The 23,030-nt window shown below is 54.8% G+C and carries 15 protein-coding genes; 9 read left to right on the forward strand and 6 right to left on the reverse strand.

The annotated features are described in order from the left end of the window. Window positions 1–92 precede the first annotated feature (92 nt). The 5 genes from nadE (at window position 93) to OQ371_RS01420 (ending at window position 5,501) form a co-directional block, all read left to right on the forward strand. Window positions 93–2,117 (forward strand): NAD(+) synthase, encoded by a 2,025-nt coding sequence (gene nadE, locus OQ371_RS01400; protein ID WP_265991881.1) that lies wholly within the window; start codon window positions 93–95, stop codon window positions 2,115–2,117. Between the two features lie 54 nt (window positions 2,118–2,171). Next, window positions 2,172–2,321, forward strand: a complete 150-nt coding sequence (locus tag OQ371_RS01405) for a DUF433 domain-containing protein (RefSeq protein ID WP_265994368.1) — start codon at window positions 2,172–2,174, stop codon at window positions 2,319–2,321. Between the two features lie 59 nt (window positions 2,322–2,380). Continuing rightward, on the forward strand, window positions 2,381–2,608 hold the full coding sequence (locus OQ371_RS01410) for a DUF5615 family PIN-like protein (RefSeq protein WP_265991882.1): 228 nt from the start codon (window positions 2,381–2,383) through the stop codon (window positions 2,606–2,608). A gap of 283 nt (window positions 2,609–2,891) precedes the next feature. Further along, a complete protein-coding gene (locus OQ371_RS01415) occupies window positions 2,892–4,496 on the forward strand; it encodes a carbohydrate-binding domain-containing protein (RefSeq protein WP_265991883.1) in 1,605 nt (534 codons plus the stop codon). Between the two features lie 126 nt (window positions 4,497–4,622). Beyond that, window positions 4,623–5,501, forward strand: coding sequence for a DMT family transporter (locus OQ371_RS01420; protein ID WP_265991884.1), 879 nt, complete (start codon window positions 4,623–4,625; stop codon window positions 5,499–5,501). A gap of 6 nt (window positions 5,502–5,507) precedes the next feature. Here OQ371_RS01420 and OQ371_RS01425 read toward each other — a convergent pair whose 3' ends face one another. Together OQ371_RS01425 and OQ371_RS01430 are read right to left on the reverse strand one after the other, a co-directional pair. Further along, window positions 5,508–6,929: a M56 family metallopeptidase gene (locus tag OQ371_RS01425; protein ID WP_265991885.1), complete on the reverse strand. Its 1,422-nt coding sequence runs from the start codon at window positions 6,927–6,929 to the stop codon at window positions 5,508–5,510. Then, the gene (locus tag OQ371_RS01430) at window positions 6,919–7,308 is read right to left on the reverse strand and encodes a BlaI/MecI/CopY family transcriptional regulator (RefSeq protein ID WP_265991887.1); all 390 of its coding nucleotides are present in this window, start codon (window positions 7,306–7,308) and stop codon (window positions 6,919–6,921) included. Before OQ371_RS01430 ends, OQ371_RS01425 begins: the two co-directional genes overlap by 11 nt. Before the next feature lie 290 nt (window positions 7,309–7,598). On the opposite strand from OQ371_RS01430, the gene OQ371_RS01435 reads away from it, so the two are divergent. Beyond that, entirely contained in the window at window positions 7,599–8,627 is a 1,029-nt protein-coding gene (locus OQ371_RS01435) for a hypothetical protein (RefSeq protein WP_265991888.1), read from the forward strand. Between the two features lie 54 nt (window positions 8,628–8,681). Here OQ371_RS01435 and OQ371_RS01440 read toward each other — a convergent pair whose 3' ends face one another. The 4 genes from OQ371_RS01440 to OQ371_RS01455 form a co-directional block, all read right to left on the reverse strand. Continuing rightward, a complete protein-coding gene (locus OQ371_RS01440) occupies window positions 8,682–9,248 on the reverse strand; it encodes a phosphonate degradation HD-domain oxygenase (RefSeq protein WP_265994369.1) in 567 nt (188 codons plus the stop codon). Between the two features lie 99 nt (window positions 9,249–9,347). Beyond that, entirely contained in the window at window positions 9,348–10,793 is a 1,446-nt protein-coding gene (locus OQ371_RS01445; protein WP_265991889.1) for a SusD/RagB family nutrient-binding outer membrane lipoprotein, read from the reverse strand. Between the two features lie 44 nt (window positions 10,794–10,837). Further along, window positions 10,838–14,158 carry a SusC/RagA family TonB-linked outer membrane protein gene (locus OQ371_RS01450; protein ID WP_265991890.1) on the reverse strand — a complete coding sequence of 1,107 codons (3,321 nt, stop codon included), beginning with the start codon at window positions 14,156–14,158 and terminating at the stop codon, window positions 10,838–10,840. A 332-nt stretch (window positions 14,159–14,490) separates the two neighbouring features. Further along, window positions 14,491–15,510, reverse strand: a complete 1,020-nt coding sequence (locus tag OQ371_RS01455) for a LacI family DNA-binding transcriptional regulator (RefSeq protein WP_265991892.1) — start codon at window positions 15,508–15,510, stop codon at window positions 14,491–14,493. A gap of 326 nt (window positions 15,511–15,836) precedes the next feature. Here OQ371_RS01455 and OQ371_RS01460 point away from each other — a divergent pair, with 326 nt between their 5' ends. The 3 genes from OQ371_RS01460 (at window position 15,837) to OQ371_RS01470 (ending at window position 23,022) form a co-directional block, all read left to right on the forward strand. After that, window positions 15,837–18,878, forward strand: coding sequence for a SusC/RagA family TonB-linked outer membrane protein (locus OQ371_RS01460; protein ID WP_265991893.1), 3,042 nt, complete (start codon window positions 15,837–15,839; stop codon window positions 18,876–18,878). A 77-nt stretch (window positions 18,879–18,955) separates the two neighbouring features. Continuing rightward, window positions 18,956–20,431 (forward strand): RagB/SusD family nutrient uptake outer membrane protein, encoded by a 1,476-nt coding sequence (locus OQ371_RS01465; RefSeq protein ID WP_265991894.1) that lies wholly within the window; start codon window positions 18,956–18,958, stop codon window positions 20,429–20,431. 65 nt (window positions 20,432–20,496) lie between these two features. Continuing rightward, on the forward strand, window positions 20,497–23,022 hold the full coding sequence (locus OQ371_RS01470; protein ID WP_265991895.1) for a glycerophosphoryl diester phosphodiesterase: 2,526 nt from the start codon (window positions 20,497–20,499) through the stop codon (window positions 23,020–23,022). Window positions 23,023–23,030: the final 8 nt, after the last annotated feature.

Raw genomic sequence — 23,030 nt, forward strand, 5'->3', positions numbered from 1 at the left:
ACCTGATGGGTACGGTTTTTTAGTATCATCTTTTCATTAAACCTATTTGCGCTTCATATTTGTTATCTACTTAAAGCAGAAAAACCACGTACATGAAGCTCATAAAAGTTGCCGCCGGTGTTGTCAACCAGATTCCCATGGCCTGGGAACACAATCGCCGGACGATCATCGACGCCATTGAAGATGCCAAAAAACAGAACGTCAGCATTTTATGCTTACCCGAACTGTGTATCACCGGCTACGGTTGTGAAGACATGTTCTTCTCGAACGAGGTCATCGAGCAGTCCAAACAAAGTCTGCTGGAGATTGTGCCGTACACCGGCGGCATCATCGTGGCCGTCAGTCTGCCGCTGCGGCTGGCCAACAACCGCACTTACGACACGGCCTGTCTGATTGCCGACAAACGCATTCTGGGCTTCGTTTGCAAGCAGGTAGTAGCCAACAACGGTGTTCACTACGAAAGCCGCTGGTTTCAGCCCTGGACGGCGGGGTTGCGCGACGAAATTCAGATTGGCGAATTTACCTATCCGGTCGGTGATTTGTTGTTCGACGTGTCGGGCGTGAAGATCGGCTTCGAGATTTGCGAAGATGCTTGGATTGCCAACCGACCGGGCCGCAGCCTGCACGAGCGCGGAGTCGATATTATTCTGAACCCGAGTGCGAGTCACTTTTCGTTTTTCAAATCCGTGGTCCGCGAGCGGTTTGTCATCGACGGCTCGCGGGCGTTTGGCGTGAGTTACATTTACTGCAACCTGCTGGGCAACGAGTCGGGCCGGACGATTTTCGACGGTGATGCCATGATTGCCGCCAACGGCCAGTTGCTGGTATCGGGGCCGCGCTTCAGCTACGCCGATCACATGCTGGTCTGCGCCGTCATTGATGTCGACGATACCCGTCTGAGTCAGGTGCAGAACAAGGCCAATCTGGCTTATTTGTACCCCAACCTGCGCGTAGCCGCCCAGTTCGATTTTCCGCCGATTAAACCCGTGGTCCAGAAGGCGGAACTGGAATATTGGGAGCGGGGTAATTACCTGAAAGAAGAAGAATTTGCGCGGGCCGTGGCGCTGGCGTTGTTCGATTACCTGCGCAAAAGCCGTTCGCACGGTTTTGTCCTGTCGCTGAGCGGGGGGGCGGATTCATCGGCCATTGCGGCTCTGGTGTCGCTCATGATCCGGCTGGCCGACGAAAGCATTGGTCTGGAAGCTTTCAAAAAGAAACTGAGCTACATTAAAGCGATTCAGGACCTGAATACCGTCGAGGAAATCTGCGGTGCGTTGCTGACGACCATCTACCAGGGTACCGAAAACAGCTCGACGGATACGCTGAATTCTGCCGAATCGCTGGCAAAATCCATTGGTGCCACGTTTTATAACATCAACATCAACGGGCTGGTCGAAACGTACACGAAGCTGATCGAAGACCAGATTGGCCGGAAATTAAGCTGGGATACCGACGACATTGCCCTGCAAAACATTCAGGCGCGGGTCCGGGCCCCAAGCGCCTGGTTGCTGGCCAACATCCACAACGCCCTGCTGCTATCGACCTCCAACCGTTCGGAAGCGTCGGTTGGGTACGCGACGATGGACGGCGATACGGCGGGCAGCATCTCGCCCATTGCCGGGATCGACAAGCATTACCTGCGAAGCTGGCTCCGCTGGGCCGAAACCGAGGGCGTGGGTGGCACCATCAAAGTGGAAGGATTAAAGGCCGTCAACAACCTGCAACCCACCGCCGAACTTCGCCCGCTCGACAAGAAGCAGACCGACGAGGAAGACCTGATGCCGTACGGGGTGCTGAACGCCATTGAAAAAGCCGCCATCCGGGACAAGCAGTCGCCGAAGGAGGTTATGCAGCACATGGAAGTCATCTTCGAGGGGCAGTACAGCCGCGAGCAGCTTTACGTATCGGTCGAGCGGTTTTTCCGGCTCTGGAGCCGCAACCAGTGGAAGCGCGAACGGTATGCGCCCTCGTTCCACGTCGACGACGAAAACGTTGATCCGAAAACCTGGTGCCGTTTCCCGATTCTCAGCAGCGGTTTTGAAAAAGAACTGGCCGAACTGAAGGAATACGTAGAAGGCAAGGACGGTCGGGGCCGGAAGGGAAAGATCGGGTTTTAAGCGTATAGTTGTCTAAAACAGAACGGCCATGAACCAATCAACTGGCGTGATTACATCACAACGGATCCCAAGATTATGATGGATAAGCCGATCATCAAAGGCACCCGGATTACCGTAGAATTGATTGTTGATAAAATCGCAAGCGGTGAACCCATTGACGAAATACTGATCGACTATCCACGTTTAACGCGAGAATCCATCTAGGCTTGCTTGCAGTATGCGGCAGATGCGGTTTGTAAGGATATTATATTTGACTTAGCAGCATGATAACCATTCTGGCAGATGAAAATGTTGAGAGTCGGATTGTCGATCTGTTACGTAAAAGTGGCTACCAGGTCAGCTATATATCGGAGTTAAGTCAGGGTATTTCCGATACAGACGTTTTGGATCAAGCTGTCAGGGATGTTCATATATTACTTACAGCCGATAAAGGTTTTGAAGAACTACCTTACATGGTCAAAAGCATCGGGGAGTTTTGTTTTATCGATTAGCTAAAATGACCACGTTAGAAAAAGCTCAACTTATTTTGGAAACAATAAAAGCCAATCACAAAGAATTAGAGGACGCTTTTACCGTTTTAACCAATAATAAAATTCGAATCCGCAGACTTTGAGGTTTGTTCAGCAGCGCGTTTTAGTTTGAGCTACACATCCAGTTGGTGATTCCTCACCTTACTGGGTGTGTAGCTGTTTTGGTGTTCTCATTCACCGCAAAAATCTTCATTCGAGCAACGTTTGCCCGGCTTTGAGCGTATGGGCAGATAGACAACCGAATATGAAGACCATAATGAAGAGCAACCCATCTCAAGTACGACGTTTTTTCCACCGGCTGCGCCAACAGGGCCTTGGCGCACTGGCCGTCAACCTGCTGGTTTTGACCGTCCTTTTTTCCTGTTCCAAGGAATCCGAAGAGCTAACCCCGGGTAGCACCACCACACCGGGCGGGTCGGCAACCGGCAGCACCATCGTCATCGACAGCACCACTACCTCGTCCGGCACACCGGAAGGCAGTACGGAAACGGCCGCCAACGAAGAAGACCTATTAGCCAACGCTCCGTTTTCTTCCACGGTAACCATCACGTTTGGCAGCACCGTCAGTATTTCTAACCCTCTGGAAGGCAGTGGTATAGCTGTGGCGGTAGCCAACGGCGATGTCGTTGTTAATGCTACCGTTGCGGAAGTGGCCTACGTCATTTCCGGAACCACCGCCAACGGCTCGTTGAAAATATACAGCGATAAGAAATTCAAGCTGACGCTGAACGGGGCCAACATCACCAACCCCGACGGTCCGGCCATCAACATCCAGTCCAGCAAACGGGCGTTTGTCGTGCTGGCCGATAACACCACCAGCACCCTGACCGACGGCGCAACGTATACGGCCAGCGGTGCCGAAGACATGAAGGGAGCCTTTTTCAGCGAGGGTCAGCTAATTTTCAGCGGCACCGGCACGTTGAACGTCACTGGCCACTCCAAACACGCCATTTGCAGCGACGACTACGTCCGGGTCATCAGCGGGACCATCACCGTACCGGCGGCCGCTTCCGACGGGATTCACACCAACGACGCGTTCATTGCCGACGGTGGCACGCTGAACATCACGACAGCGGGCGACGGTATTCAGTGTGAAGAAGGCTTCATCGTAATCAACAACGGTAGCTTTACCATCAACGTAGCCGATAAAGCCCTCACCGCTTCGTACGATACCGACGACACCATCGACCCTTACCTGACCATCAACGGCGGCAGGTTTACCATCAACTCGTCGGCGGGTGAAGGCATCGAAAGCAAAAGTACGCTGACGATCAACAACGGAAATTTTGTTATCAAAACCGCCGACGACGGTATCAACGCGGGCAAAGCCATCTACATCAATGGCGGCATCATGTATGTGTACGCAACTTCCAACGACGGCATTGACTCCAACGGACCGCTCACGGTAACGGGCGGCAACATCGTCTCTGTCGGAGCCGGTGGCGCGGAAGCCGGAATTGACTGCGACCGCAGTACGTTTAAAATAACCGGCGGTGTTCTGGTCGGTATCGGCGGATCCAGCAGCGTACCCACCGCGAGCGTCAGCAAACAAGCGTCGGTGCTGCTCGGCAGCGGATCGGCCAATCAGGTGATTCACATCCAGTCGAGCGACGGAGCCGAAGCGCTAACGTTCCAGATTCCGCGAAGCTACTCCACCCTGCTGTTTTCAAGCCCCAAGCTGAAAACCGGTCAAACGTATACAGTCTTTACGGGCGGTAGCGTCGCGGGCGGCACCAGCCTGAACGGCCTGTATACCAGCGGTACGTACACCGTGGGCACGCAGTCGACAAGTTTCACAACCGCCAGTCTGGTAACCCAGGCTGGCGGCAGCTCCGGGCCGGGCCGGTAACCCCCAGGCATTGCGATCACCCTGCCCGGATGGCTTAAACGGCGGTTTGGGCAGGGGGTCAAACGGTTTTCCGCAAATTCAGCGGGCCGACTGGTACAACAACAAGCTTCCCTGTACCTTTGCGGCATGAAATTTTTCCTTCCCGGTTTGCTCTTTGCCGCGCTTTGGGCTTCGGCATCGGCGGCCACCAAATTCGGCGTTCTGTCGGTCGACCCACTCATTCTGGCGCAAATGCGGTTTTTTATTGCCGGTCCGCTGATGCTGCTGGTAGCACACGGCATTCAGCGCCACGCCCTGCCCAACCGGCTGGAATTTACCCGACTGACAATATTTGCCCTGCTCAACACCACCATCTACCTCGGCGCTTTTGTGCTGGCGCTCAAGCAGGTTTCGGCCGGTATTGGCAGTCTCTCAACGGCCACCAACCCCCTGTTTATTACGTTGATTTCCGCCCTGTGGCTCCGACGGCCCATCCGATGGTACGAAGGGCTGGGCATCGCGCTCGGGATGGCGGGGGTGCTGCTGGCGACCTATCCCCTACTCGAAGGCAGTTACGCCACGCTGTCGGGTCTGCTGATTCTTCTGGCGGGGATGGTGTCGATTTCGGCGGCTACGGTTTATTACGCCCGGTTTACGTGGCAGTTGCCCAACCTGGTGATCAACGGCTGGCAGGTTCTGATTGGCGGTATTTTGCTGCTGCCCTTTACGTTGCTCTTTGCCAATTTTGAAAATTCGCACTACGACGCCCGGTTCTGGGGATCGGTGTTTTGGCTGATCATCCCGGTTTCGGTCATCGCGCTGCAGCTCTGGTTTTACCTGGTCCGGCAGGATGCCGTTCAGGCGTCGCTCTGGCTGTTTCTTTGTCCGATTTTTGGCTTTGCCTACTCCTCCCTTCTACTCGACGAACCGCTGACGGTTTACACCTTCCTGGGCACGGCGCTGGTGCTGGCGGGCTTGTATCTGGGCCAGCGCGAAAAGTTTAGCAAAGGCAAAAAAACGGCCTAAACGCTCCTATTTTTCGACCACGACAAACTCCAGATCAACGGTGTTGCGCTCCAGATTGGGAACGGGGTTGATACCAATTCGCGCTGGATCGAAGTGCCCGGATTCAGCCAAGGCCTTCTGCGACTGAACCAGTTTGGAACGGCTGAACAGTTCGCCCGGGCGGATGGCAACGGTTTTAAGCAATTGCTCGTTTGTAACCGTATTGTTTCCTTTGAAAACTACTTTTTCAATATTTACCGGCTTTCCTTCGTAAATCTGAATCTCCAGATTTACCGCATTCCCCGCGTGCTTTTCGTGCACCTCGGCGTTATAAAACAAATATCCTTTATCCATGTAAAGAGAAGCGAGGTCTGCGCCGGGGTGACCACTCAACCGATCGGCAAACGCTTCTTTGTCGTACAGATCCCCGGGCTGAACGCCCACTATCTGGTCTAAATAGTCAGCCGAATACAGCGTGTTTCCTTTCCAGGTAATGGTACCCATGGGAGTGCCTTTGTGCGATTTTACCGCCTGAAATGCAGGGTGGGTATCCTGCCGGAAGCAGGAACAGACGACCAGCGAAAGGGCCAACAGGGGCAGTATGATCAGGAATCTTAATTTTTTCATGGGTCCGGATGGTTTTTGAGTGAGCATGTGAATGCGTTGAAAAATGGGTTTGTTCGAAAAGGATGCGAGCAACGGAAGGGGATTTTGGGCCGTCATTTTCAGGAGCAAATAACCGTACTGCCTGACATTGCCCGATAGCCGGGTCACGACGGAATCGACGGTGTATTCGTGGACCTGACGAATGGCCAAATGCAGGTACCTGACAACCGGATGAAACCAGAACAGAATGCTCACCAGTTCGAAAAGCAGCAAGTCGAGCGTGTGCCAGTGCCGCACGTGAATTTCTTCGTGCAGCAACACCTGCGCCTGTTCTTCCGGCGTTAGCGAATTATGGTCGGGGTTGAGAAAGATAAATCGCCAGAAGGAAAACGTTGGCAAACGGGATTGAACGTAAACGGAATACATCACCCCTTCATCAACCTTCTGACTTGTTTGAATGAACCCGTAGACGGCTCTCAGGTTGCGGTAAAGTTGCCAGCTCCGGTAGAGAAAACCCGCCAGATACACGCCCAGAAAGGCATAAACAGCCCACTCCATCCCGCGCATGGTTTGGCCAGCCTGTGCCGCCGATTCCGCTGCAAACCCATCATGCAAAGGCGACGCGGTATTGAGCCGTAATTCCAGCCCGGCCGGAGCCACCGTTCCAAACAGGGCAAAGGCGGGCAGCAACGGCAGCAGGCAACTGATTAGCACGCCCGCCAGCAAGTACGCCCGGTTCCAGTGAAAGTGGGTAAGGCGGCAAAAGAAAAGCCGGTAAGCCAGGGCAAAAACCGTCAACAGCAGCGTGCCCTGCAGCAGATAGACAACGAAATCAGTGAGCATCTTCGTCCGGTTTAGCGGGTTTTTCGGCCTCGTCGAGTAAACTCTTCAGGCGCTGAACCTCCGCCGGGTCCAGCTTTTCTTCATTGACCATGAATGACACGACTTTCTCGGGCGAGCCTTCGAAGTAATTCATCAGAAAATTCCTGAAGGTAAATTTCCGGTACGCCAGCTTCGATACCGTCGGGAAATATTCGTGCGTTTTGCCGTAGGCTTTATGCCCAATAAATCCTTTCTTCTCCAGAATCCGGATCAGCGACGATACCGTGTTGTAAGGCGGTTTTGGCTCCGGCATCTGATCAATAACGTCCTTTACAAATCCCCTCCGGATGGCCCAGAGAATCTGCATAACCTTCTCTTCGGTTTTCGTTAATCCTTCCATGAAACAAAGATAAACGTACAAATCAGTTATTCAACTATCAACACAGTTAAATAACGTTAAAACCCGTTATAGTGCATAGAACGTCAGGCAATTTTTTGATGGAAAGTACCGAAAAGCAGCGGAGGAAAGCAGAAATAATGCGTTGTTTCCGGATCATTTTCTAAAGCAAATAAAAGCCGTACAAATTCGCTGTAATTCAACTAGTTAACCCCCTAAAATAATTGTCAAATCCGGAACACTGACTGGCTGTTTTTTGTTCTATTTACATGAACACGAACACAGACAATACAATGAACACGGAACACAAAATGGTGCCTTTTACACCTGGTCAACCTTCGGATGAAACCTGGCGGAAATCCATTCCGGCTCAGGTATTTCTGAACCACTTCTTCGCGATTGACTTCCACATTCAGCGACTGGACGACCTGTTTGATCTGGCCCGTTTTCCGCTGTTTCAGGAGTTTGCCCCGGCCATCACCGACGAGCAACGGAAGGCCCTGGAAAAGCTGTTGCTCAACAGCTGGAGCGCCGAATATGCGCTGCGGATTACGCCGGTCGTGAATGACAACCAGTACCTGCAAAGCTCCCTGCACTGGACGTTTCCGCAGGCGTATTACAGCGTCTTGTTCAGCGTACGGGCTTTTCTCCAAATGATGGGTGAACCCGTCAGCAACGAAGAGATTATCCGCCGTCGCATCGGCAACATGGTCGTGCGCGGTTATTACCCGGCTTCGATTGGCTTTTATGCCTCGGGTCCGCTCAACAATTACCGGACCATGCGGCTTCCGTTGGCGAAGTTTGATATTGCCAAACCGGATCTGACCCTGCCTTCGCGTGAATCGGCGGCTCAGATCGAGATTGCCCAATTCCTGAAAACCTCTCGCGACCGGCACATCAAAGCCCTGCGGCAGGCCATTCAGAACAACCCGAAGACCGCTTTACGCAGTCCCAAAACAGGGAAGATTCTGCAGAAATTTGGCGCCGATCAGTACAAGCAGCTGGGCAAACAAATCGGTTACACGACCTTTTTCGACGCCCTCAGCCGACTGCGGATTTCGTCTACCAACCGCGAGATCGAGCGGTTTGTGGAGTCAGAAATCGATGTGCGGCTGTTCCACGAAAGTTTGGTAAAGATTGTTTCACACATCAATGCCGTGCATGAAGCGTACATTGCCAAGGCATTGGGTATTCAGGGTTACAAGCAGTTGATTGCAAAACTGCCTTCGTACCTTCAGGAGGGTTTTCTGCGGGAGCGCCTGCAAAACGTCATCGAGCCGATGCTGGAATCGGGCGAACAGACACTCCGCATGGCGGCTTAATCCCGCATATCACATAGATGAAAAAGCCCCGGCCGTGTTGCCGGGGCTTTTGTTTTAGGAACGGCTTTCCAGGTAGGTTCGGCACAAGTCGAGGTAATGGTTGGCCGACGGCATAGCCACGTCCGTTTCTTTGGCCTGCTCATCCCAGCCGCGCACCTGCAGAATACCCCGGAAATACGGGTTCTGCTCGAAAGACTGCGCTTCCTCCCCGCTCATGGGTCCACCCTGAAATTCCAGTGTTTTCAGGCTGGCTTCCGAGAGTTTCTCCAAATAGGCCGGATGCTTGTACGTCAGATACCGCTTCGCGTTGACGTGGTGTTCGATCAGTTGGGCCACTTTCTCCGAAAATCCACGCTCCCGCAGCCAGTCGGCACCCAGTTTCTCGTGATCGACGCGGCCGTAGTTGTCCATGTGATCCTCCGCCAGCTCCGACGGCAGTAAATGCCCGATGTCGTGCAGAAAAGCCGCAATGATTGTCTCGTCGTCGGCCCCGGCCCGTTCGGCCAGCATGGCCGATTGCAGCATGTGTTCGAGTTGTGAAACCGGTTCGCCGTAATAATCATCGGCCCCGTGCTTTTCAAACAACTCCGTGATTTCGGAAATCGTCTGCTCGGTTGTCATGTTTTCATTGAGCGAATGAGTGATTGATTGAGTCAGATCGAAGAGCATGCTTTTGCTGATCGCGGTAGCCAATCACTCATTCGCTTATTCACAATTAATTTATTTATCCCACCATACGGGTGTGTTGATATCGTTCGGTCCCTGGCGCTTAACGGCTTCGTCGATCGACGGTTTGTTCAGGCTTAGCTCCGAGCTTGGATAGGTAAACCGCACCGGCACCCGGTTCTGGTTCAGGTTCGACGGTCCCGGCTTGATAGCGGGAATGCCCGTCCGGCGCCAGTCGAACCAAGGTTCCAGGCCGTTGTAAAATAACGCAATCCATTTCTGAGTTCCAATCAGTTCGAGCGCTTTTGCATCCGTAAAAGCCACATCCGGCTGCGTCAGGTAACCCGCCGGAACATCCAGCGCGTAGTAGTTGAACGACGCCGTAACGCCTTTTTCGTAATACTCTTTCGCGTTGCCGGTGATCAGCTTCTTCTGCGCGGCTTCGGCCAGAATAAATTGCAGTTCGGCATAGGTCATGATGATGCCCTTGGCGATGTTCAGGTTGGCGTCCGTGGGAGTGCCGAAACCGTCGATGTAATAGTTCGATCCCACGCGCGAAACATTCTGAGCCCCACCGTTGTACGTCAGCGCCGAGTTATCGTCAAGTCCGTTCGGAACACCCACATAGGCCGGTTTTCCGGCGGCTACCGAGGCAACGGTCGGACGGGCAAAAATACCCAGCCGCGGATCGCTCAGTTGCGTCAACTTGTCGCCCAGCGTTTTGCTCAGCCGGAATTCGTCGAACGATCCCACCCGCGAGGTGTACAGCGGAAACTGGTTGGGCACCGTCGGCAAATACCGCAGGGCCGCATTGTCGGCATTGCTGTCGAAAATCGGCGTGGCCGTCGGGTTGCTCAGAATGGCCTGCATGTCGGCCTTCACGTCGCGCTTGTTGGAAATCCGCATCAGATACCGCAGCCGCAGCGAGTTGGCCATCTTCTTCCACTTCGTTACGTCGCCCCCAAACAGAATATCGCCGTTGACCGCCCCGTTTTCCGTCGCCAGCAGACCATTGGCATCGGCCAGGTCCTTCAGAATTCCGTTATAAATGGTTTCTTGGGTGTCGTATTTTGGAAAATACGTCTGGTCTTTGCCTTTGGTAGCCTCCGTGTACGGCGCATCACCGTAGGCATCCGTCACCATCGACATCATCCACGACTTCATAATCAGCGCGATGGCCTGATAGTTTTTCTGAACCGGCGATGAGCTGGTGGCGATGTTGTACATGTTCTGCACTTCCCGGAGCGTCGAGTAGGTCGTGTTCCAGATGCCGTTCTGCTCCCCCCACAGATACCGGTCTTCGTTCACGAACTGAATTTTGGCCGTATACTGCATCACGCTGTTGCCGATTCCCCAGGCCGTTCCCATGTTTTCGTTGATCGGAGCCCGAATGATGTTCGGCAGCAGCAGATCGGGGGTTACCGTGTTGGGAACGTTTGGATTGGTGTTTACTTCTTCAAAATTGTTGTCGCAGGAGGTGCCGGCGGCTATCAGCAGCATACAAGCGAACAAACGGATGTATCTTCTTTTCATGAGTCAGTTTCTTAGAGGTTAAACGACAGGTTGACGCCGTAATTCCGCGCCGATGGAATAGCGACCGATTCGGCTCCCGGAATGACGGTTCCGCCCGCCACCGAGGACGTTTCCGGATCGATGTGCGGCACTTTCGTCCACAGGAACAAGTTCCGGCCTACCAGCGAGATATTGACGTTGCGGAACGGCAGTTTCCGGCCCATGATGCTGTTGGGTAGCGAATAACCCAGTTTGATTTCGCGCAGCTTGGTAAACGACGCATCGAAGATGGCACCTTCCAGCACCCGGCGGCCGAGGGTAAAAGCCGAATGCCACTCCCGGGCCGAAATCCGGCGCTGGTTCGGGGCAAACTGGCCCTCGCCGGTTTTCACCGCGCCCGGCACCACATAGTAGGTCCCTTCGGGCGCATTCTTGAATTCTGTATCCGTCGAATTGTCGTAATAACCGGTTTCGCGGCCCTGCAACGTTTCCACCAGCTGACCCGCTTCCCGGCCCACGACGTACGTGTGCGAGTACACCTCGCCACCCTTCCGGATATCAAACAGAAAGCTCAGGTTGAAACCTTTGTAGGTCAGGGAGTTGTTGATACCAGCCAGCCAGTCGGGGTTGTAGTTTCCGAGTTTTTTCAGGTCCGTGGTTGAAATGGGCCGCCCGTCGGTGGTGGTCACCATCTGGCCCACATACTGCCCCGTCGGATCGTAGTACGGGCTGCTGGGGTCGCTGCTTACGCGCTCATAGGCATAGCCGTACATATCGCCCATGCGCTCGTTGACGCGGGCCTGCACCGAGAAATACCGGTCGGCCAGTTCGTAGGTCGAAACCCCGTTGGCCAGCTCGAGCACCTTGCTGCGGTTGCGCGAGAAGTTAACGTTCATGTCCCAGCGGAACCCAACGTTGTCCAGCCGAACGGGCGTCAGGTTCAGCATCACCTCCACCCCACTGTTCTGAATCCGGCCGGCGTTCTGCACAATCTGGCTGTAACCTGTCGTTCCCGACAGCGGCAGGAAGATAATCTGGTTGCGGCTGATGGTGTTGTAGTAGGTCACATCCAGGCCAACCCGGTTTTTGAGGAAACGAATATCCACCCCGTATTCCTGCGAACTGCTGATTTCCGGTTTCAGGCTCAGGTTCGGAATCCGCGTCGATTCACCGAAGGTCGGGGTGGTCCCCCAGGGCGTTCCGGGGTTGTACGGCTGCGAAAACTGGTACGGATCGGTGTCGTTTCCCACCTGCGCGTAACCCGCCCGAACCTTGGCAAACGAAACCCACGACGGCATTTTCACCCAGTCGCTCACCACGGCGCTCAGCGTTCCCGACCAGTAGAAGTACGAATTGTCGGCCGCCCCCACCACGCCCGTCGGCAGGGTCAGCGTGCTCGACCAGTCGTTACGGCCCGTCATTTCGAGCGTCAGTTTATCCTGATAGGTCAGTTGACCCGATGCAAACAAACTATTGATCCGGCGATTCGAGTTGTTCTGCGAATATTCCAGCGGAACCCGGCTGTTGTTCAGGCTATAAACGCCCGGAACCGTCAGCTGGGGGGCAAAGTTATCGACGTAATCGTACGTGTTCAGGCGTTGGTTGCCACCGGCCGTACCGCTCAGTGTAAAGTTCTCATTGATGCGTTTGTCGACCAGAAACAGCAAATCCGTGTTGCGTTCCAGCGTTTTGACGGCTTCCCGGCGGTAGGAACCGTAGGGATAGCGTTGCGTACTGAACGCCCGGCGCCGGGTCCGCAATTCATCCTGGTAATCCACCTGCGTCCGGCCCTGCACCGACAGCCAGTCTGTCAGTTGGTACGACAGCGTCACGTTTCCGATCACGCGGTTTACATCTTGCCCGTTCGTATTTTCGTAGAGGTTGAAATACGGGTTGTCGTGGTAGTTGTAGTTGAAGTTAAACTGCTGAACGTCCTCCAGACCCGGCTGCCAGTAGTTCCGCATCGACTTCATATCGATGTGGCGGCCCCACCAGCAGTTGAGCAGGTACATAATGTTCTCGGTTCCGTAGCTCAGGTTGGGGCGGTTGTCGCTGTGGTTGCGAATGTAGCTGACGTTCGTGCGGGCCGTAAAACGGTCGGTCAGTTTGTAACCGGCATTGAGGTTGAAGCTGTTGCGGGTCAGATCGGTATTGGGTACGTAGCCTTTCTGCGCCAGGTTGGTGAACGACAGACGGAAATCGCCCTTGTCGTTGCTGCCCGTCACGGCCACGTTGTTGGTCAGGATGCGGCCCGTTTCGAAGAAGTCGCGGATGTTGTTCGGATGCGCAATAAACGGCGTTGGAGTAGCCACACCCGGGCCACCGGGCACGCGCGTATCCCCGGCGCGGTAGCCTTTGTCGGTGGGCGAATCGTGCTGAACGATCAGCCGTCCGTCCATTTTGGGGCCCCAGCTTTCGTCCACGCCGTCGCGCAAACCGCCCCCGGAACCGTCTTTAAACGAAAATTCACCGTTTAATCCCTGTCCGTACACGTTCTGGTAGTCGGGCAGACGCAAGACCGATTCAAACGTCAGGTTTGAGTTGACGCTCACGCCGATGCCTTTCGTACCTTTCCCGCTTTTGGTCGTAATCACCACCACGCCGTTGGCCGCCCGCGAGCCGTAGAGGGCCGTGGCGCTGGCTCCTTTCAAAACCGTCATGGTTTCTACGTCGTCGGGGTTGATAAAACCCGCCCCGTTGCCGTAGTCAGCGTCCTGGTTGTTGCGGCCCGACGAACCGACGAAGTTGTTGTTGATCGGCAAACCGTCGATCACAAACAGGGGCTGGTTGGCGTTGATGTTCAGTGATTTTTCACCCCGGATGGTTACGCGCGACGAGCCGCCGATTCCCGAAGGACTATTAACCACCGTTACCCCCGCAATTTTCCCCGCCAACTGGCTCACCAGGTTGGTTTCCCGCGCTTGAACCAAGGCCGAATTGTCGATTTTCTGGGTCACGTAACCCAGATTGCGTTGCTGTTTGGAAATCCCCAAAGCCGTAACGACCACCTCGTTCAGCGCCTGGGTTGAAGGGGTCAGGGTAACATTGATCGTTGTCTGATTGCCAACCGGCACCTCTTTGGCCTCAAAGCCGATAAACGAATAAATCAGCACCGCCGATTTATCGGGTACGGTCAGCGAGTAGGTGCCATCGTTGCGGCTGGTTGTTCCGGTAGAGGTGCCTTTCACCACGATCGAGACACCGGGCAAGCCTTCCCTGGCCTCAGCCGAAATCACCCTGCCGGTAATGGTTTGCGCCAGAAGGGGCAGTGCTAAGAATAGATTGGCCAGCGTGAGGAATGCACGACAGCAACTAGACCTTCGCACGTCAGTAGAAAGTAGCTTTTTTTTCATAGTTTAGTTAGGGATGTTCCGACACGGCAGAACCGTTGAAAAGATGACGAATAAGCAGGATTGATTCATTGCGAAACCGCAAAGGTATTGGGCACTTATTGCGCTAGTATTAAGGAAATATGAACTTAATACTACCAAGAAAGGATATATTACAAAATATGCATATTTCACTATCTGGCAGTATAATCAGGAAGTAATGTAGCAAATAAAAAAATATACTATCGATAATTTCGGAAAATATTACCAATACAATTCCGGGCGGCAATGAAGTATTGCCACCGGAATTGTATCCCTTCATTTCTAATCTGATTCTTGCCTTCGGAATACCTCCCTCAGCTCACCGTCGAGCCGCGTACAATCAGTTGGGTGGGCAGTACCACCAGTTCCGGCTCCGGTCGTTCGTCATCGGCAGCCAGCTGATGCAACAGCAGTTGGGCGGCCTGCTGCCCAATTTCATCAACCGGCTGGGCCACTGTTGTCAGGCCGGGTTCAATCAGGGCCGAAATCGGATCATCACTGAAACCTACCACGGCGATGTCATCCGGAATCCGCAGGCCCCGGCTTTTAATCACCTTCAGGGCTTCGATGGCCGTGGGGTCGTTGATGGCAAACAGGGCGTCGGGCGGCTGGGGCAGGTTAAGCAGGTGATTGACGTAAATGTTGGCCTTATCGAGCGTCAGGTCGTAGGAAATAATCAGCGCCGGGTCAATCAGTATCTGGTGGTTTGCCAGGGCATCCCGGTAGCCGTTGAGCCGGTGGCGGCTGTTCGTCAGCGAATCGGGTCCTGACAGGTGGGCAATGCGCCGTTTACCGGTTTTGATCAGGTGCTCAACCGCCCGGTACGCGCCCTCGTAATCATCCACGGCTACTTTCGACACACTCAGCTCCTCGACAATCCGGTTGAAGAACACCACCGGGATGCCTTTCCGCTCAAAGATCTTAAAGTGCTCAAAATTCCGCGTCTCTTTCGTGTGCGAAACCAGAATACCGTCTACCCGGCTGGCCAGCAGCAGCCGGGTGTTGGCGACCTCCGTTTCGTACGACTCGTTCGAGTGACAGATAATCACGTTATAACCGGCTTTCGCCAGCACCTCCTGCGCACCAATAATCACCTTCGGAAAAAAAGGACTCAGAAACTCCGGCACCATGATGCCAATCGTCTGCGTCCGGTTGGTCAGCAAGGAAATAGCCAGTTGGTTACGCTGGTAGTCCAGTTGATTCGCCAGTTCCAGTACCCGCTCGCGGGTTTTCGGCTTCACGTTAGGGTGTCCGGTCAAAGCCCGGGAAACCGTCGACTTAGACAGATTCAGCGTTTTTGCGATGTCAATAATCGTCGTCTGATGACTTTTCATAAACTATAACTATTCCAATTTTTACCAAATCCCCCAAAAATAACTACCAGGTTTCCCGCTCTAAATATTCCAGCTTTTTGGGAATGTTCCCATAAAATTGGGAACATTCCCAAAAATATAAGTCAATTTTTTCTTTGTAAAATTACTATCTGAGCGTAATATCAAGTAAAAGAAGCAAAAAACGGAGATTTCGCTGGTTATACGACGATTCTGAATCAATCCAACCCGCAAAATAGCCACAAGCTCTTCTTCAAAACCGCAACCCTAGAAATTGAACATTTTCCAGTACCAACCTTTAACCATAAGGACCATGTCCGACTTTACGTATGCTATTCTCTAAACCCGTCCGGGCAGCAAAGAGCCTGATTTGGCTCTTTTTACTGTCACTCACCCTTCCCTGCATTGCGCAGAACAACCGGAGTCTGACCGTTCGCGGTCGGGTTACGTCCGGAACCGAAGCCCTGCCGGGCGTCAACGTCATTATTAAGGGGACGCAGCAAGGTACCACCACCGATGTTGATGGGCAGTATAGCCTGGCCGTACCCAACAGCGGAGCCACGCTCACCTTCTCGTATATTGGCTACGTTTCGCAGGAAATTGCCGTGGGCAACCGCAGCACTATCGACGTTGCGCTCCAATCGGACGAACGGTCGCTGAGTGAAGTGGTGGTGGTGGGTTACGGAACGCAGCGCAAGGTGGAAACCACAGGTTCCATTGCCTCCATCAAAGCCGACGAACTGGTGCAAACGCCCGTGGTCAACGTGGCGCAGGGCCTGCAGGCCCGGGTGGCCGGGGTGCAGGTCAACCAGAACACCGGGGCGCCGGGCGGCAACGTCAGCGTCCGGGTGCGCGGTACAAACTCCATCAACGGCAACTCCGAACCGCTGTACGTCGTCGACGGTATCCAGATTTCCAACGGGGGCGGTATTACCGACGTGAGTCCGCTGTCGACCATTAACCCGAACGACATCGAGTCGGTTGAGATCCTGAAAGACGCTTCGGCCTCGGCTATTTACGGTTCGCGGGCGGCCAACGGGGTCGTGCTGATCACCACCAAACGCGGCAAAAGCGGGGCTACCCGGGTGACATTCGATAGCTACTACGGGGTTCAGAAAGTAAACAAGACCCTGCCGGTTCTGAACGCGGCCGAATTTGCCCAACTGGAAAATGAAGTATTCAAAAACAACTATTACCCCAATCCGGCGTCGCTGGGCGAAGGCATCAACTGGCAAAACGAGATTTTCCGGCAGGCCCCGATCCAGAACCACCAGCTTTCGATCAACGGCGGCAATGAAAAAACGCAGCTGGCCCTGTCGCTGAACTACTTCGATCAGGACGGCATCATCATCAGTTCCGGCTTCAAACGGTATTCGCTGCGGCTGAACCTCGACCACAAAATCAGCAATCGGTTCAAAGTCGGAACCAGCATCATGGGCAGTTATTCGATCAGCGACGGTATCACCACCGGCAGCCAGACCATCGGCGACGCGGCCGTGGTAACCGGCTCCATCCTGGGGGCGGCCCTGGGTGCGCCCCCGACGCTGCTGCCCTACCGCCCGGACGGCACGGTTTTCCCCTTCGGCGAACAGGCCGCGCAATACCGGGAAGTAGCCAACCCGCTGGGTTTTGCGGTGGCCCTGAACGAACGAAACATCAAACGGACGCTGGCGAATGTCTACGGAGAAGCCAACATTGCCAGGGGATTAACGTACCGGGCGTCGTTCAACGCCGATCAGCGCAGCGAGCTTTACAACGGGTATTCTCCGCGCTCCATCGTGAACCGTTCCGACCTGAACGACAACTCGGGTTCGGCGTCTAAAAACAACGTCAATTACATGGCCCTGCTGCACGAAAGCATCCTGACGTACAATACCGCCTTCGGCAAAGACCACACCCTGAAAGGAACCGCCGTTTTTGCGACCCAGGCCGAACTGTACAACGACAACACCATCAGTGCAACGGGTTTTCCGAACGATGCCACCCAGAACGAAGCGCTCCAGCTCGGCCTGACCCGCACGGTGAGCAGCAACCGCAACCGCCAGCGGCTGGATTCGTATATGGCGCGCGTCAATTACGGTTTCAAAGACAAATTGTTTATCGATTTCACAACCCGGATCGACGGTTCGAGTAAGTTCGGATCGAATCATAAATACGGCGTCTTTCCGGCGGTTTCGGCGGCCTGGCGGCTGATCGAAGAACCGTTCCTGAAGCCAATCACCTGGATTTCGGACCTCAAGCTGCGGGCCAGCTACGGCATTACCGGAAACGCGGGCGGTATCAGTCCGTACCAATCCCTGGCGACGGTTTCGGCTTCCGGCAGCGACTATAATTTCAACCACATGTACGTGACCGGCATCAATCCCTCCGGCATTGCCAACCCGGATCTGCGCTGGGAGCGTTCGGCCCAGACCAACCTTGGTTTCGATCTGAGCCTGTTCAACAACCGCGTCAGCCTGATTGCCGACCTGTACCACAAGAAAACCAACGACCTTTTGTACGTCAAGGCGCTGCCCCTGAGTTCGGGGTACGGCACCATTACCGGCAACTTTGCTTCGCTGGAAAACAAGGGACTCGAACTGGCCGCCAACGCCCGGATTCTGGACGGTCCGCTGAAGTGGGATGTTTCGGCCAACGCGACGTTTAACCGCAACAAGGTGCTGGGGCTGGACGGTGGCGTGACGAGCGAACGGTTTGTGACCACCTACACCATCCTGAAAGTGGGCGAGCCGCTCGGCCTGTTTAAAACCTACGTTTTCGACGGAATCAACCAGACGGGCGAAACCATTCTGCCGGGCTACGACGGACGGCTGGGCGGCCACAAAGTAAAAGATATTACGGGCGACGGCCAGATTACCGCCAATGATCAGGTTGTTACCGGCAACCCGAACCCCAATTTCATCTACGGTTTTTCGAGTAATCTTTCCTACAAAGGATTCGATTTGAGCGTGTTTTTTTCCGGTTCGCAGGGCAACGACATTTACAACGCCAGCCGGTTGTCGTTTGAGAATCCAGCGGGGCAGCGCAACCTGCTGAAAGGCGTGGTCAATCGCTGGTCGCCCACCAACCCGAACAACGAGTATGCCAGCGCCTTTGTATCGGGCCGTCTGCCGATTTCAGACTACGTCGTGGAAGACGGTTCGTACCTGCGGATGAAGAACCTGACGCTTGGCTACAACCTGCCGCGCATCAAGGGTATCCAGGGCGTCCGGGTGTACGTGAGTGGTAACAACCTGCTCACCTTCACCAAATACAGCGGTTTTGACCCGGAAGTAAACACCTTTGCGGGTTCCAATACCGTCATCGGTGTCGACAACCTGGTGTACCCGCAGGCCAAATCCTTTCTGGGCGGCATTCAAATCACTCTATAATCGTTGAACTGGGACTCTGTGAGAGTAAAGATGCCTTCGCCGTCCTGTTCAATCTTTCCAGTTCAGCAATCATTCCTATGAAAAAGATATTCCTCCCCTTACTCGCAGCCATCGGTCTGACGTCCTGCGAACTGGACGAAACGATTTACTCGTCCATTTATACGGAAGCCTTCTACAAAACGGCCGCCGATGCCGAGAAAGCGCTGGTGGCGGCTTACGGCTCCCTGGGCGATCTGGGCAACGGCCCCGCCCTCACGCTGGTGGCCGATATGAGCGATGATCAGACGTACCCGCGCTCGGTGGTGGGCCGCAGTACGCTGACGCTTTTTACCTACGATGTCAATTACACCAACCAAAAAAGCAACGGCCGATTGATGGAATCGCCCCAGCAAATCTGGCAGTCGTCGTACAGCGGCATCGAGAAGGCCAACTGGATTATTGCCAAAGTACCGGAAGCATCGATGGACGAAACCCGGAAAAAACAAATCATCGGCGAGGCCCACTTCCTGCGCGCCTTTTACCACTGGCTGCTGGTGAAAAACTTCGGCGATGTGCCGATCAAAACGACGCCCAGCTACACCGAAGCCGAAGCCATAACGGCCAAAAGTCCGAAAGCCGAGGTCTTCAGGCAGATTTACGCGGATCTGGAGCAGGCCGAAGCCGCGGGGCTCCTCTCCTACCCGGCCGTCGAGAAAGGCCGCCCGGCCAAGGAAGTCGCTACTGCGCTGTACGCCAAAGCGGCCCTCTACAACGAAGACTGGGCAAAGGCGCTGGAAAAAGCGCAGGCCGTCATCAACTCCGGCAAATACCGGCTGATGCCGGACGTACGCGACGTCTACCGGTACGACAAAGAAGACGAAGCCCGAATTGAAAACATGTGGGCCTACGAAGTCGATCCGGTCTCGCCGGGCCGGAGCCACCAGCTCGTGGGTTTGTTTGGCCCCAGTGGCAGCGCCGGAGCCGAGTACGCCCGGACGTCCTACGGGTCGATGTTTGCCTACCAGTCGTTTTTCAATTCGTTCGATCCAACGGACAAACGGCGCACGCTGCTGGACACCAACTACCTCAACAAGAGCGGCAAGATCGTGGCCCAGAAAGACATCACGCCCATCACGACCAAGGGTGTCCTGGTGAAAAAATACCAGGATCCGGTTTCGACCATCGGCTTTATTCCGAACGTCCCGATTCTGAGGCTGCCCGATATGTACCTGATTGCCGCCGAAGCCGAAGCCCGGCTGAACGGCCCGACCGCAGCGGCTTACGGTTTCGTCAATACCGTTCGCAAACGGGCCGGTCTGGCCGACCTGAAAACCGGTCTGTTGAAGGATGCCTTCGTGGATGCCGTGCTTCAGGAACGAGCCTGGGAGTTTTTTGCCGAGGGTGATCGCTGGTACGATCTGACCCGGACGGGCAAGTTCCTGACCGTGATTCCGAACGCCGTCAACGATGTGTATCCGGTGCGGAACGTCCAGCCGAAAAACCGGTACTTCCCGATTCCGCAGGACGAGCTGAACGCCAACCTGAAACTGGAACAGAATCCGGATTGGAAGTAACCATGAGTAGTTCGTTTACGGTATTCGGTTTATTCCGATAGCGTTCAGCAAACCAGACTTTTCCAATGAAATACAGTCTCAGTTTATTACTCACCGTATGGAGTCTTAGCGGTTTTGCCCAGAAGCCGAAAACCGTCAGCCTGACGAACGACCGGATTCAGTTGGTCTGGGAATCGACGGCCAGCGGCTGGCGGTTGCAGAAGGTGGCCGCGCAGAAAAGCAAACAATGGCAGACGCTGGCAAAGCCGTCGGGGGAAAACACCTTGTTGTACGCGGCCGAAAAACCCTCGGATAACGCCAGCGGCCGACCGTCCGAAACAACGTTCAAGACCATTACCGGCGAGGTTTTTCCGGGAAAAGAATACCATTATCAGCAAGTCCAATGGGCCGAATGCACCAGCCCGGTTGCGCTCAACACGGCCGGACAGGCCCTCCACTTTTTCCCGAAAGAAGCCCGGCAGACTGGCAAAAACAGCCTGACCTTCCGGCAGGAAACCGACGCGGCCACCGTCCAGACGGACTGGACCATCGACCCGAAATTCCCGCAGGATGTGGTGGTAAAGCAAACGCTGACGGCCAAAAAAGGGGGCTATTTTTCGCTAGCCAGCCCGACGCTTGCCGAGATTCCTGAACAGAACCTGACTTGGGCGACGGTGCCGGGGTATTTTCAGGGCAACAAGCTCCAGCCGAATTTTGTCTTGGCCTACGCCTACGGTCACGGCATTCCGACCCTGCCGGTGCTGTACCGCGAACGTTGCGCCAGCACGCTTTCGCCGATGATCAGCACCCAAAATGGCCTGACGCTCTCGGTCGTTCCCGAACCGGGTCTGGCGCGCGACCCGTGGGCAGCCGACAAAATCACGCAGCTCGACTGGAACATCGGCCTGTCGCACATGAACCGCAAGGCGCAGCTTTCGCCGACCTTGTATTTCCCCGTTCTGGGCGAACCAAAATCGGCGCTGAAACCGGGCGAAACCGTGAGCTACACCTTCCGCTACAGCCTGACCGACGGCGACTGGTTTAAAGCCCTGAACCACACGGTTTACGACATTTACCAGTTCAAAGAGACGCTGGCCCTGCGGAAAAGCAAGCAATCGCTGACCGACCGCATCCAGAAAATGCACCACTACCTGACCGACCCCAAAACATCGCTCTGGAACGTGGAAGAATTTGAGGACAAGAAAATCGGCGCGCAGTCGTACCTGGGCGGGGTCGTTGGTTCGAACAAAGACGCCATGAAAAACTCGGATTACGGCGCGATGTGGATGCTGGCAACGGCCACCGGCGACTCGCTCCTGACCCAGAATGTGCTGCCCTACGCCGAAAATTTCAAATTGGTTCAGCAGGAAACCGCCAACAACTTTTTCAAGGGTGCCGTTGAGGGCCAGTATTACCTGGCGAAATCGAAGAAGTTTGTCGAAGAATGGGGGGCGGTGGTCGAGCCGATTGCGCTGACGTATTACACCATGCTCGACATTGGTAACATGCTGTTGTTTGAACCCAACGATCAGGAATTGAAGGAGCGGCTGCGTCTGGGCGCCGAACGACTGCTGACCTGGCAGAAACCGGACGGTAGCTGGGCCGTGGCCTACGACAAACAAACCGAGCAGGAAGTTTTCAAAGACATTCAGGACGTTCGGCCGACGTTTTACGGAATGATCGTTGCAAACCGCATCCTGAAAGACCCGAAATACCTCGCGGCCGCCCGCAAGGGAGCCGACTGGCTAATCAAAAATGCCGTCGAAACCGGGAGTTTTCTGGGTGTTTGTGGCGACGCCCGCTACGCGCCCGACTTTGCCACCGGTCAGTCGGCCCAGGCGTTTCTGGATTTGTACGATTTGACCAAAGACGAACGCTACAAGCAAGCCGCCATTACCTGCGCCAAAATTTACACGACTTCGATTTATACGCACCCGATTGCCAGCCACCAACCAAAAACCGTCAACGGCACCCCGCGCGAGGATTGGGAAATCAGCCAGTCGGGCCTAAGTTTTGAACACGGCGGCATTTTCGGGTCGGCGGGTCGGCACGGTCCGATTCAGTTGTGCAGCCACGCGGGTTTGTTTATCCGGATGTACGGGCTGACCAAAGAGCCGATTTTTGCCGACATGGCCCGCGCCGGAGCCATTGGCCGGGATGCGTTTGTGGACGCCAAAACCAGCGTTGCTTCCTACTACTGGAATGCCATGAACCGGGGCGCGGGGCCGTATCCGCACCACGCCTGGTGGCAGATCGGCTGGCTGACGGATTACCTGCTGGCCGAAGCCGAACTGCGCTCGAAGGGCAACGTGACGTTTCCGCGCGGGTTTGTTACGCCCAAAGTCGGACCGCACCAGACGTACGGCTTTGCCGCCGGAACCGTCAACGGCGAAAAAGCAACGCTGCTGATTGATGAAAACCGGGTGAAGATCGACAACCCGTCGATTGATTACATTCTGGCGAAAGCCGAAAAGCAGGACAAGATTTTTGTCATCCTGCTGAACAACAGCGCCCAGGCGTCTGACTTTCAGCTCACGGCGTCAGGCCAACCCGCAAGTCGCAAACAACTGCCGCCGTTCGGCTTGGAAGTGATCACGCTCGAGAACAAGTAACGTACCGA

The sequence above is a fragment of the Larkinella insperata genome, from assembly GCF_026248825.1.
GTDB lineage: Bacteria > Bacteroidota > Bacteroidia > Cytophagales > Spirosomataceae > Larkinella > Larkinella insperata.

Excerpts from the sequence above, each read along its gene's own strand:
- OQ371_RS01435 (WP_265991888.1), top strand. The coding sequence starts at position 7,599 with ATGAACACGGAACACAAAATGGTGCCTTTTACACCTGGTCAACCTTCG.
- OQ371_RS01460 (WP_265991893.1), top strand. The coding sequence starts at position 15,837 with ATGCTATTCTCTAAACCCGTCCGGGCAGCAAAGAGCCTGATTTGGCTC.
- OQ371_RS01450 (WP_265991890.1), bottom strand. The coding sequence starts at position 14,158 with ATGAAAAAAAAGCTACTTTCTACTGACGTGCGAAGGTCTAGTTGCTGT.
- OQ371_RS01455 (WP_265991892.1), bottom strand. The coding sequence starts at position 15,510 with ATGAAAAGTCATCAGACGACGATTATTGACATCGCAAAAACGCTGAAT.
- OQ371_RS01440 (WP_265994369.1), bottom strand. The coding sequence starts at position 9,248 with ATGACAACCGAGCAGACGATTTCCGAAATCACGGAGTTGTTTGAAAAG.
- OQ371_RS01415 (WP_265991883.1), top strand. The coding sequence starts at position 2,892 with ATGAAGACCATAATGAAGAGCAACCCATCTCAAGTACGACGTTTTTTC.
- OQ371_RS01445 (WP_265991889.1), bottom strand. The coding sequence starts at position 10,793 with ATGCTGCTGATAGCCGCCGGCACCTCCTGCGACAACAATTTTGAAGAA.
- OQ371_RS01420 (WP_265991884.1), top strand. The coding sequence starts at position 4,623 with ATGAAATTTTTCCTTCCCGGTTTGCTCTTTGCCGCGCTTTGGGCTTCG.
- OQ371_RS01410 (WP_265991882.1), top strand. The coding sequence starts at position 2,381 with ATGATAACCATTCTGGCAGATGAAAATGTTGAGAGTCGGATTGTCGAT.
- OQ371_RS01470 (WP_265991895.1), top strand. The coding sequence starts at position 20,497 with ATGAAATACAGTCTCAGTTTATTACTCACCGTATGGAGTCTTAGCGGT.
- OQ371_RS01430 (WP_265991887.1), bottom strand. The coding sequence starts at position 7,308 with ATGGAAGGATTAACGAAAACCGAAGAGAAGGTTATGCAGATTCTCTGG.
- OQ371_RS01425 (WP_265991885.1), bottom strand. The coding sequence starts at position 6,929 with ATGCTCACTGATTTCGTTGTCTATCTGCTGCAGGGCACGCTGCTGTTG.
- nadE (WP_265991881.1), top strand. The coding sequence starts at position 93 with ATGAAGCTCATAAAAGTTGCCGCCGGTGTTGTCAACCAGATTCCCATG.
- OQ371_RS01465 (WP_265991894.1), top strand. The coding sequence starts at position 18,956 with ATGAAAAAGATATTCCTCCCCTTACTCGCAGCCATCGGTCTGACGTCC.